Raw genomic sequence first — 11,515 nt, 5'->3', positions numbered from 1 at the left:
AGGTCGTGCCGGCGACGACCGATCCGTCGACGAAGGACGTGCCGGTAGCGGTACCGATCGCTGCCCCGTTGCGGGAGATGTTGTAGCGGGTGACGCCGACGTTGTCGGTGCTGGCACTCCAGGCCAAAGAGATCTGGCCGCTACCGGCCACGGCGGAGAGATTTGTGGGCGCCGTCGGGGCGGTCGTATCCGGGTTCACGGTGATCGTGATGGACGGGGTGACGGCGTCGGGACTGACCCCGTTCGTGGCGGTGACCGTGAAGGTTGCCGGACCCGCCGCCGTCGGGGTCCCGGAAAGGACCCCGGTGGTGGTGTTCAGGCTCAACCCGGCCGGCAGGGCACCGGACGACACCCGGAACGTCGGGGCCGGATTACCCGACGCGGCAAAGGTGTACGTGTAGGCGGTGCCGACCGTGGCGGTGGCCGGAGGCGTGGACGCCGTAAACACCGGGGCCGTCTGGGCGGTGTTCACGGTGATCGTGATGGACGGGGTGACCGCGTCGGGGCTGACCCCATTAGTCGCGGTGACCGTGAAGGTTGCCGGACCAGCCGCCGTCGGGGTCCCGGAAAGAACCCCGGTCGTGGCGTTCAGGCTCAACCCGGCCGGCAGGGCACCGGAAGACACCCGGAACGTCGGGGCCGGGTTACCGGATGCGGCGAACGTGTACGTGTAGGCGGTGCCGACCGTGGCAGTAGCCGGAGGCGTGGACGCGGTAAACACCGGGGCCGCCTGGGCGGTGTTCACGGTGATCGTGATGGACGGGGTGACCGCGTCGGGGCTGACCCCGTTCGTGGCGGTGACCGTGAAGGTTGCCGGACCAGCCGCCGTCGGGGTCCCGGAAAGAACCCCGGTCGTGGCGTTCAGGCTCAACCCGGCCGGCAGGGCACCGGACGACACCCGGAACGTCGGCGCCGGGTTACCCGACGCGGCAAAGGTGTACGTGTAGGCGGTGCCGACCGTGGCAGTAGCCGGAGGCGTGGACGCCGTGAACACAGGCGGTGCCGGTGCTGGGTTCACGTGGATCGCGATGGGTGGGGTGACGGCGTCGGGACTGGCCCCGTTCGTCGCGGTGACCGTGAACGTTGCACTGAATGGGGCAGCGATTGCCGCTGCGCCTAACGTGTTGGCGTTGCGCGGAAGCCCGTAGGCATCCTGGATCATGCCAAGCATGCTGTAGTGATTGATCGTCTGCGTGTAGTTGCCGGGGATGACGTTGGCGCCGTTGAAGAACGTGGCGATTTTGTTCGGGCTTGCCGATGAATCGTTTTCATCCCATGTGGTGATGAGCAGTGAGTTATGAGTCTTGGCCCATTGCAGGTACGTGTCCATGTGGTTCATTGCCCACGTGTCACCGGTGCCGACGGAGCAGTCGTGCATGCTGTTGCAACTGTCGGGGACGACAAAGGACACAGTTGGCAGCGTTGTGAAGTCAGTCGGCCATGCGCTGTAATCGAGGCGTTCCGATGACGGGATGGATGCCCAGTTATTCCATGGGGAATGGTAAGCGAGGTAGTTCGTTCTCGAGGTCTGGCCTTCGGCGAATCCCGTGAATGTTCTTCCCGCTGCTTTTAGCTGGCCTTCAAGCATTGTGGTTGTGAAGCTATGCGGGTAGCTGTCATCCGTGACCCCCTGTGTGGAGCCTGAAAACAACGCGAGATAGTTCGGCTGCGAAGGGTGGCTTTCCGCGAACGTCTGCGTCATGTTCGCGCCCGATGTGGCGAGGGAGTTCAGGTAGGGCGCGCTGGAGTTGCCGATGATGGACGTGTCCTTTTGGTTCTCGTCCATCAGGATGACGATGTGGTCCCATGTTGCGACCGCCGTCGGCGTTCCGGAAAGAACCCCGGTAGTGCTGTTCAAGCTCAACCCTGCCGGCAGGGCACCGGAAGACACCCGGAACGTCGGGGCCGGATTACCGGACGCCGCGAACGTGTACGAGTAGGCAGTGCCGACCGTGGCAGCGCCCGGAGGCGTGGACGCCGTGAACACCGGGGCCGCCTGGGCGCCGCTCTTGACGATGACGTCGTCGACGTAGCTGTCGCCCATCTGGCTTGTGTGCTCGGATCCGAGCTGCACGGTCGACAAGGTGGTGAATCCGGTGCTGACCTGGTTACTGGAATAGACGAGGACGCTGTCAAACCACACCTGTATCGTTGTCGCGCTTGTATTGGGGACGATCTGCATGACGACGTGGTGCCAGGAGCTGAGGGGGATGCTGGAGGACAGCAAGCGTGTGTAGACGAAAGCGCCGGTAGGTGAGGTCACACGCAGCCAGAGCTGGCCGTTGCTGTTGTAGCGGTATACGTCTGCGATCCGCGTGGTTCCGGAGAAGAACCGGAAATAGGGTACGTCACTGCCGGTCAGGCCGGCCGTGGTGATGTTGAACCAGCCGTCTGCGTAGGCGGAAGGGGTTCCTGCCGGCAAGGGGGCAGTGAGGTATGCGAGGGAGCCGGCGTCGGAGGTTACGTGGAGGTAGGCGGCGCAGCCGCCTGTGTGTGCCAAAGCTGAGGAGACTGTGGCGGTTCCGGTTCCGGCGGTTTGAACGATGAACGGGGCGAGGGTATCTGATTCGAAGTTGTCGGCCACGACGGTGGCACCAGGGTACGGGTCGGTCGGTGCGGGCGTGGTGGGCTGGCAGCTTGGGGTGGCCGCTGCGGCGATATCTGCGGTGGGCATGCCCGTTCCCAGCAGTGGCGCCAGAAGCAGTCCGATAAGGCCCAGCGTTGCTAAGAACCGCATCAAGTCCCCCTGCATTGATAACGCCTGTTACGGCTGGCACCCGCTTGCCGCATTGGCCGAAATGACGGCTAAGTCCGGAGCCTATCGGCCCGGCGACCTGCGGGTCACCAGTGGGCGATACTTGTCTCTCGAGTGAGACTACCGGGGTTCCCTGGGGGTCAGAGTGTTCGCGTCCGCTGAGCCAAGCGCCAGGCGTCAGGCGTACACGCGGACCCAGTCGACCTGCATCTGGCTCGGTTTGGTGGCGGTCCCGTCCGGGAACCAATCGAGCTGGATGGTTTGATGCATCCCGACCGTCGGCTGGTGCGCCGGGTCCGTGTCAGTGAACCATGGGACTGCGTCAATGTAGCCGGTGATCCCGGACGGGGTCCACTGGACCGCGTAGTTGTGCCACTGGGTTGTGTCGATCGTCTGGGCTGCCTGAGTCTGGAAGTTCGAGCCGCTGCACGCGTAGTGCAGGAAGAACTTGATCTTGCTCGTATCGGACGTTCCTTCGGCGTAATCAATCTCCGCGCAGTTGGGCGACGTGTTGTTGTTCGGCCAGAGGATCAGGACTGGATGGTACTTCGGATCCCGGTCGCTGGTTCGCATCCGGGCCTCCCAGCGGCCGTACTGCTGCTGGGCAAACCTGGCCGACATGCCGCCGGTGGTGCCGGCCGAGTCACCGCTGACGGTGGCGACACTGCCGTCCACGGCCCATGCGTTCGGGCTCCGGATCCCGTTCCCCGCATGTCCCGGGCTGTTGTACACATTCCATTTCAAGGGATTCGGCGCGCCTGTATAGGTGAACTCATCCCCGGTTACTACCGGGCCCCAACCGAAGACGACGGCGGCCTGGGCACCGTCGGGCGACTGCGCGGGGTTCACGGTGATGGTCAGCGAGGGCGTGACCGCGTCGGGGCTGACCCCGTTCGTGGCGGTGACCGTGAACGTTGCCGGGCCCGCCGTCGTCGGGGTGCCCGCCAGGACCCCGGTGGTGGAGTTCAGGCCCAGCCCCGCGGGCAGGGCACCGGAGGAGACACGGAAGGTCGGGGCCGGGTTCCCGGTCGCGGCGAAGGTATAGGTGTACGCGGCTCCCACCGTCGCCGTCGCCGGTGGCGTAGCCGCCGTGAACACCGGCGCCGCGGGCGGGCTCGGGGCGGGCAAGATCTCGATCAGAGACATATTCCACTTGTCCGTAGTGGGAGCGGTGTCATTGATTCTCACGGACGACGGCGCTGTCGCCGTACCGGGCACGGTCTGGCGCTGCGTCCAGAACGTGTCACCGTTGCTGGCAAGGAACTCATCTACCTTAGTTTGACCGGTTCCGACTGTACGGGCGATGGCCCTGCTCCAGTCGTTTCCCACGCCCCAGACCCAGGAACCGGTGCGGGTTGTCGTGAGCGAAGCGCTGGGCGCACCCGTGGGCCCGTTGGCTCCCGCGACTGCTCCATCGGTGGCAGTGTCCGCGCCCGTGAACGTCGCAACCGTTATGGACGCCTGGTAAGACCCGTTGTGCGTAGCCGTCACAGTGGCGTTCGTGAGGATGCTGCTCGACACCGCCTGCCAGATTTCAGCCGTCCCATACTGAACGTTGGTCCGCTTACGCAGGCGCCAGGTGAGCCCTCCACCGGTGACCGAGGTGAATTGCTGGGAACCGGTGACCGCCGGGCCATCAGCGCTCACAAATGCAATCAACAATTCCTTGGATTGGCTGGTTGTGAAAGCGGGCGATACCACAGATCGCGAAATCGAAGACTGGTGTTTACTGACAACCTTGTCTGTCGCCACACCGGTGGCTGCCCTGGCGGGCAGCGGCACCAGACTGAAACACACTATTGCGGCGATGACTATTAAACGTGCCAAAATCGCTCGCCGCATGAATTCCTCGCAAGTCGTCATTGAAGTGAAATATGCTCTGCCGGCCAATGCTGAAGGACCCGCGATGACCCAATAATAATGTGGGATAAAAGCCCTGACTGCGGCGCGATTGCGTCATGCCGCCGAATTCATCCAGCCGGAATAACCGGCCACGCAGAGGCCATCGTAACGAGTCAGGAGTCGCCACCTCCTGAGTGGCGGCTACGTGTTAATATCCGGTTCTTACTCGTCAGAGCCTTCGCATTACTCGCCCCTGGCACTACAAATATGGCTCCACGGGCCTAGTCTGGTTTCTATCTGTTGCGCCCGGCGCACGCGGGCGTTTTGAAGCTCCGAGAGCGAGATGCGCATGGGCAGTTCCGAGACAGTTTTGGCAGGCCTGGAATGCGAGGTCGGCTGGTTGCGGGAGACGTACACCCGGCTGCACCGGCATCCCGAACTGAGCTTCGAGGAGCACAAGACGTCGAAGCTCGTCGAAGAAAAACTCACCGCCTTCGGCTATTCGGTGACCCGCATCGGAGGAACGGGCGTGGTCGGCGTCCTCGCGAACGGGGTCGGCCCGGCTGTTCTGGCGCGCGCCGACATGGACGCGCTGCCCGTCACGGAGGCCACAGGGCTGCCCTATGCGTCGGCGGTGAACGGGATCATGCATGCGTGCGGTCACGACCTTCACGTCAGTGCGTTGCTCGGAGCCGCCAAGCTCATGGCGGACGGACGTGGAGCCTGGTCCGGAACCTACATCGCCCTATTTCAGCCGGCCGAAGAAGTCGGGGCAGGTTCCCAGGCAATGATCGACGACGGACTTCCCACCAAAGTGCCACGGCCCGACGTCGCCTTTGCCCAGCACGTGATGCCAATACCGGCGGGGACAGTCGCCACCACCATCGGACCTGTCCTCTCCGCCGGCGATTCGCTCAAGATCACGGTGCACGGGAAAGGCGCGCACGGCTCGATGCCGCACATGTCCGTCGACCCGGTTGTCATGGCCGCCTCAATAGTGCTCAGGCTTCAGTCGATCGTCTCCCGGGAGACGAAGCCCGGCGACTTCGCCGTCGTCACCGTGGGGGCGCTCAATGCCGGGGCGACATCGAACATCATCCCGGACCGCGCCACGCTGCTGCTGAACATCCGCACGTACGACGCCGGAATCCGGGCCGGCGTGCTCGCCGCGGTTGAGCGGATCGTCAAGGGCGAGTGCTCTGCCGCCGGATCGCCCCGGGAACCTGAGTTCGAGTATTACGACCAGTTCCCGCTTACCAGCAACGACGCAGCCGTGACAGAACGCGTGCGGACGGCGTTTACCGCCCGCTTCGGGGCAGAGGCTGTGCGCACGGCGGAGCGGCAGACGGCGTCCGAGGACTTCAGCCGCATTCCGGACGCGTTCGATGTGCCGTACACCTTTTGGCTCCTCGGCGGCGCGGACCCCGATGCTTACCGCGCTGCAGCCTCGAAGGGAACAGTGGCCCGGGACATCCCGGCGAACCACTCCCCCTCCTTCGCCCCCGTGATCGACCCGACCCTCTCCATGGGCGTCCAAGCCCACGTCGTCGCCGCACTGTCCTATCTCTCCCGGGAGGGGTGACGCCCTGCGGGAAGCCGGGTGCCCTTGAGTGCTGACCCGGTTCGCAACTTCCTCTTCCCTTGGCGGCGCTGGAGGGGGATGATCGGCTTCAGGTGCGGCAGGTGCGGTACGTGCCCGGCGGGGAGGTTTCAAATGTCCCGGAATCTGGTGGTGTGTCTGGATGGGACCGGCGCGCAGGTGCGCGCCAGGGGCAACACCAACGTCGTCCTTCTGTACGAGCTGCTCGATCATTCCGATCCGACTAAACAGATCGCCTACTACGACCCTGGGGTCGGGACGTTTGCGTCTGCCGGGGCGTGGACTCCTCTCGCCAGGTCGATCTCGCGGGTGGGCGGGCTCGCGTTCGGGTGGGGTCTGCGGCAGAACCTTGGGGAAGCCTATGCGTGGCTGATGCAGAACTGGGCCCCCGGGGATCAGATCTTCATTTTCGGGTTTAGCCGCGGCGCGTATACGGCTCGTGCCCTCGTGGGGATTCTTCGCGCCATCGGCGTGATGCGTCCAGGTTCGGAGAACCTCGTTCCGTATGTGGTCGCCACCTATGCCCGTCGGGGCGGTGAAGGGAGGATTGACTGGGACGAGGTGCACCTCACGTCGGAAGTGTTCGCGCAGCACGTCGACGGCAAATCGACGGTGCCGGTGAGGTACCTGGGCGTGTGGGACACCGTCAAGGCGGCAGGGTTCCTCCGATGGGAGATCCGCTGGCCGTTTACGCGCGAACTCCCCAATGCCGTGCGAATCCGCCATGCAGTGTCGATCAATGAGAAGCGGGCTCCCTTCAAGGAGTACCTGGTCGACGCCCGCACGGACGGGTCCCTGGAAGAGGTTTGGTTCGCCGGTGTGCACAGCGATGTCGGAGGAACCTTCGTCGACAAAACACCCGCCGGCCAGGCAGCGCGCCCGGGGAAGCCGGCTCCTGCTCCGCGGCTGTCGAGAATCGCCTTGAAGTGGATTATCGAGGGCGGGATTGCCGAGGGTTTGTTAGTTCGATCCCGCGCCGTCGGTGCCGCCTGCGCGGTCACCCCTGCTGACGCGACCGCGGAGCTGCACCGCCGCGGCCGGGCATGGGTGCTGCTCGGCACACGCAACAGGAAGGTCCCCGCCGGCGCCGCCGTCCACGCCAGCGTGAACACCCGGGCCGTGGCCGATCCAACGTTCAAGGCACCCGCCAATGTGGTCTGGGCCGATCCGGACTGGGCCGGGCAACAAGCGGCGCCTGCGTCGGCTCGGGCTGAGCAGTGACTGCCGCGAGGAGGGACCGGCCCGAGGCCGTGTTGCCGGCCCGGCGGTTACTTCGTGCGTATGCGTTCGATCCGATGTCGACCCGCCTGTCCGGCAGGTTCCTCACGATCGACATCCCGTTCGAAAGGGACCTCAGGCCCGGCCCGGCCGGCCGGCTCTTGCAGGTCGTCGACTATGACGTGGCCCGTGACCTCTGGTATTTGCCCGTTGACCTGAACGCTGCCGCCATCCTCGCCCAACGGGGTATGCGCCCCTCAGAAAGCGATCCAAGAACCCATCAGCAAGTCGTCTACGCAGTGGCGATGAGCGTGATCGAACGCTTTGAACGATTTGGCGGCTTCCGCTTCCGCTGGCGTGGCGACGACAAACTCCGCCTCGTCCCGCATGCGTTCGAGGGACGTAACGCCTACTTCGACAAGGACCGGCGGGCTGTCCTTTTTGGCTACTTCCGTGCCGACGAGAGGGACCCTGGAGCCAACCTGCCGGGCCAGATGATGTTCACCTGTCTGTCCGTTGACGTGGTCGCCCATGAAGTCACTCATGCCATCGTGCACCGCATGCGCAAGTACTTTTCCGAACCCACTCACCCGGACGTGCTGGCATGGCATGAGGCAATCGCCGACCTCGTTGCACTGTTTAACCACTTCGGCTTCCCCGAAGTCGTCTCCGATGCCGTAGCGAAATCGGAAGGCACCCTCGAGAAGGGGTCGGCGCTGCTGGATCTTGCAACCGAGTTCGGCGCGTCCACCGGCCGCGGTGCGGCACTGAGGTCCGCGATCGGATCCCCCCGCACCCCGGACGCGTTCCTGAAAGCAGTTGAACCACACGATCGCGGGGCGTGCTTCGTCGCCGCCGTCTTCGACGCGTTCATTGACACCTACAAGTCGCAGATCGCCGATCTCCGACGTATCGCCAGTGCAGGCACCGGGGTCCTGCCGCCGGGAGCGCTCCCAACAGACCTGGTCAATCGCGTCACCGCCACGGCGGCGATGAATGCCGACCGTTTCCTGGAAATGGTGGTCCGGGCATTCGAATACCTCCCCGTCGTCGACGTGACCTTCGGTGATGTCGTCCGGGCGATCGTCACCGCGGACCAGGGACTCTACCCCGATGACGCCGGACACCTCAGGGCAATTCTTGTCGAGGCCTTCCGTCGGCGCGGTATCTACCCGCCGGGAGTGACCTCCCTCGCCGACGAGGCCCTCGTCTGGTCCAAGCCGCCACTGGACATGAACCTGAGAGACGGGATCAATGCCATCGACCTGGCACCCCTGATCCTGGAAGCAACACTCGACCTCGACACCGGCAGCACTGTCTATTTCGCGGACGACTCTAACACCACTCCGGCCTCCGGGGATGCTGTTCCCGGTCGGGCGGTTCCCGGAAAGGCGCCACATGGCCAGTTGACGTCACAGCCCGATGCCAGACACCTTCAGGAGCTCATTCGCGGCTGGGGCGTTGAACACGCCTATGAACTTGGCCTGGACAAAGCCGCCGGGAAGATCGAGATGGTCAGTGCCCGGGTCGTCTACCTGTGGGCCTCCGACGGGCAACCCCGACCGATCGTCGCCATCCAGTTCGCCCAGCGTCGCGACGATCTGGAAGATCAGCGGACCGACGACGCCGGCGCCCAGATCCCGCCAAATCAACGCGCAGCGATTCGCGCCGGCACCACCGTCATCGCCCGCGTGGACGGCCAGGTGGAATTCCTCGTCACCAAACCGCTGCCGCTTTCGGACCACACGAAACTCGACGCCCTGTCTGGGGACATCAAAGGATGCGCACTGGACTTCGACAAGGCCGGCACCGAACGGTTGCGGACGATCCGCGACTGGATGGGCGACGTCGAAGACATGGACGCGCTCTCGGCCTGGACCGTCGAACCGGCAACACTCCGACTCTCCTTCGCGCGCCTGCACGCCGGCCAGGACGGAGCCTGAGCATGCCAGCGTCCTCCGTCACCGTCCGCATGTACGACGTCGGCTTCGGCGATGCCTTCCTGGTCACCGTCAAACACGACGATCAGGCCTGGCGGATGCTGGTGGACTGCGGCGTCCATAGCCTGGGCAAGGCGCGGCCCCTCCTCGACGTCGTGCATGCGATCATCTCCGACCTCACCGAGGTAGCCGCACCAGGAGGACCCCCCACTCTCGACGTGGTCGTAGCAACCCACCACCATGCCGACCACATCACCGGATTCGCCTACGACGACTGGGAAAAGGTCCAGGTCGGCGAAGTCTGGGTGTCATTCGTCGAAGACGATTCCGACGACGACGCCAAAAGACTCAAGAGCGGTCTCGCCCGCGCAGCAACAAGCTTGAACACCCTGATCGGCCGTGCGCCCGCAGCGCTGAACGACGAAGCACGAACCCTGGCTCTCGGGATTGCCGGCACTCTGGCTCTGAATTCGCTGGGCAACGAGGACGCCATGGACCGCCTGCTCGGACGCAACGGCAAGCACTTCCTCAACGTCCCGACGGTCCGCTACCTCCCGGACAGGATCGCGCAGCTCAACGTCATCCGCACACCACTGCCCGATGTCACCATTCATGTCCTCGGACCCTCACGTGACCCTGACCAGCTCAAACTCATGAACCCTCCCGCGTCTGCCCGCTGGCTTGCCATGCAACAGGCTCTGGACGCCGAACCCGTGAGCGACTCCCCCGGCAGCCAGACGCCTGCTGCGCCCCTCTTCGCTGGGATCTACAGTGTCACGCCCGAGGAAGTGAGCCACGACATCGGAATCGAACTTCTCAGCACCTTGGCAACCCTCAACCTCGGAGCCCTCCTCGACGACGCGAGCGAACTTCTGGCGGCGGCCTCCATCCTCGAGCGCTCCGTCAACAACACCAGCATCTACTTCGTTCTCGACGTCGAGGGCACCAGACTCGTCTTCGTGGGCGACTCACAAGAAGGCGCCTGGGACCATGTCCTTCAAGACCCGGCGGCCCGCGCCCTCGTGTCAGATCCTGCCTTCTACAAGATCGGCCACCACGGCTCCCACAACGCGACCCCCCGCGCTTACGTCACCAGCGCCATCGGCAACCAGGGAACCTACGCGATGCTCCCCTACGGGAAAGTCGAGCAGTGGGGCGACATCCCGAACGGGGCACTGCTGGCCGCATTGACCACCATGAACACCCACATCGTCAGGGCTGATGCCCCAGTCGCCGACGCCCGGGTTCACGTCGGACCCGGCAACCTCTGGAGCGAGATCACCTTCCCCGCAACGTGAATGAGGCCAGACCTCGCCAGGCGTCCGGCCCGGCGATGTTTTTCACAGCACCCGCAAATTCATCAATATTGCCGGCGTCCCGTCGGGGCAGCATCAAGATTGTCGGTGCCTCTTCATAGACTTGGGGTATGAAAAGCAGGGTGGCTTGGAGCGGGGACAGCGGGGTGGCGGTGGAGGCTGTTGCCGCGTCTGTGGCTGTGCTGGCTGCCTTGCTCGGGTCCGGCGCCGGCGGCCCGGACCGCTCTGATCCGGCCGCCGCCGATGCCCAGCGGGACGCTGATCCGTTGCGGGATTTGGCGGAGGGGTTGTTGGACGGGTTGGCCGAGGTGGCCCGGTTGGAGGCCCGGACGGCGGCGCTGAAGGTTCAGTTGGCCGCCGACTACGCGCGGGCGGGCAGGTTCCTGGCCCCGCCGGCGGGATCCGTGCGGGACCGTGCCGTCCAGGAGATGGCCCTGGTCGCGGAGGTCGCGTGTGTCCTGACCGTGAGCGAACGCACCGCCGGGGCGCTGTTGTCCGAGGCCCGGGCCTTGACGACCGCGCTGCCGCTGACCTGGGCGGCGTTGCGGGCCGGGACGATTTCCTGGCAGCACGCCCGGATCCTTATCGAGGAAACCAGCGGCCTGGATTCTGCCGGGGCGGCCTCGCTGGAGGGGCACTTCCTGGACCCGGCCGCGCCCGGGGCGGCCCGGGGCTGTGCGGCCGGGGAGCTCGTGCCGTCCCGGTTCCGGGCCAAGACCCGCACCTGGCGCGAACGCCACCATCCGGAGAGCATCGAGGCACGCCACACCGTGAGCGTCGCGGACCGGCGGGTCGAGTTCGTCCCGGACCGGGACGGCATGGCCTGGCTTTCGGCCCGGCTCCC

General features: G+C 65.1%; 8 protein-coding genes. 6 read left to right on the top strand and 2 right to left on the bottom strand.

Features of this window, described 5'->3' with window-relative positions; translation table 11 throughout:
* Both C9424_RS22025 and C9424_RS21160 read right to left on the bottom strand, forming a co-directional pair.
* A partial coding sequence (locus C9424_RS22025; protein WP_133247562.1) for a putative Ig domain-containing protein occupies positions 1-2,737 on the bottom strand: 2,737 nt, incomplete at its 3' end.
* A gap of 195 nt (positions 2,738-2,932) precedes the next feature.
* Positions 2,933-4,276, bottom strand: coding sequence for a putative Ig domain-containing protein (locus C9424_RS21160; RefSeq protein WP_237563607.1), 1,344 nt, complete (start codon positions 4,274-4,276; stop codon positions 2,933-2,935).
* A 73-nt stretch (positions 4,277-4,349) separates the two neighbouring features.
* Between C9424_RS21160 and C9424_RS21370 the strand changes: the two genes are divergently transcribed.
* The 6 genes from C9424_RS21370 to C9424_RS21135 form a co-directional block, all read left to right on the top strand.
* Positions 4,350-4,673 (top strand): hypothetical protein, encoded by a 324-nt coding sequence (locus tag C9424_RS21370; RefSeq protein WP_133247561.1) that lies wholly within the window; start codon positions 4,350-4,352, stop codon positions 4,671-4,673.
* A 273-nt stretch (positions 4,674-4,946) separates the two neighbouring features.
* Entirely contained in the window at positions 4,947-6,179 is a 1,233-nt protein-coding gene (locus C9424_RS21155) for an amidohydrolase (protein ID WP_116768799.1), read from the top strand.
* Between the two features lie 132 nt (positions 6,180-6,311).
* Positions 6,312-7,418, top strand: coding sequence for a T6SS phospholipase effector Tle1-like catalytic domain-containing protein (locus C9424_RS21150; RefSeq protein WP_116768798.1), 1,107 nt, complete (start codon positions 6,312-6,314; stop codon positions 7,416-7,418).
* Between the two features lie 74 nt (positions 7,419-7,492).
* Positions 7,493-9,358 carry a hypothetical protein gene (locus C9424_RS21145; protein WP_116768795.1) on the top strand — a complete coding sequence of 622 codons (1,866 nt, stop codon included), beginning with the start codon at positions 7,493-7,495 and terminating at the stop codon, positions 9,356-9,358.
* A 2-nt stretch (positions 9,359-9,360) separates the two neighbouring features.
* Positions 9,361-10,653, top strand: coding sequence for a hypothetical protein (locus tag C9424_RS21140; RefSeq protein WP_116768794.1), 1,293 nt, complete (start codon positions 9,361-9,363; stop codon positions 10,651-10,653).
* A 128-nt stretch (positions 10,654-10,781) separates the two neighbouring features.
* The coding region (locus C9424_RS21135) for a DUF222 domain-containing protein (RefSeq protein WP_116768797.1) at positions 10,782-11,515 on the top strand (734 nt) is incomplete at its 3' end.

The sequence above is a fragment of the Arthrobacter sp. H-02-3 genome (assembly GCF_003097355.1).
Classification (GTDB): domain Bacteria; phylum Actinomycetota; class Actinomycetes; order Actinomycetales; family Micrococcaceae; genus Arthrobacter; species Arthrobacter humicola.
This window is presented reverse-complemented; position numbering and strand designations above follow the sequence as displayed.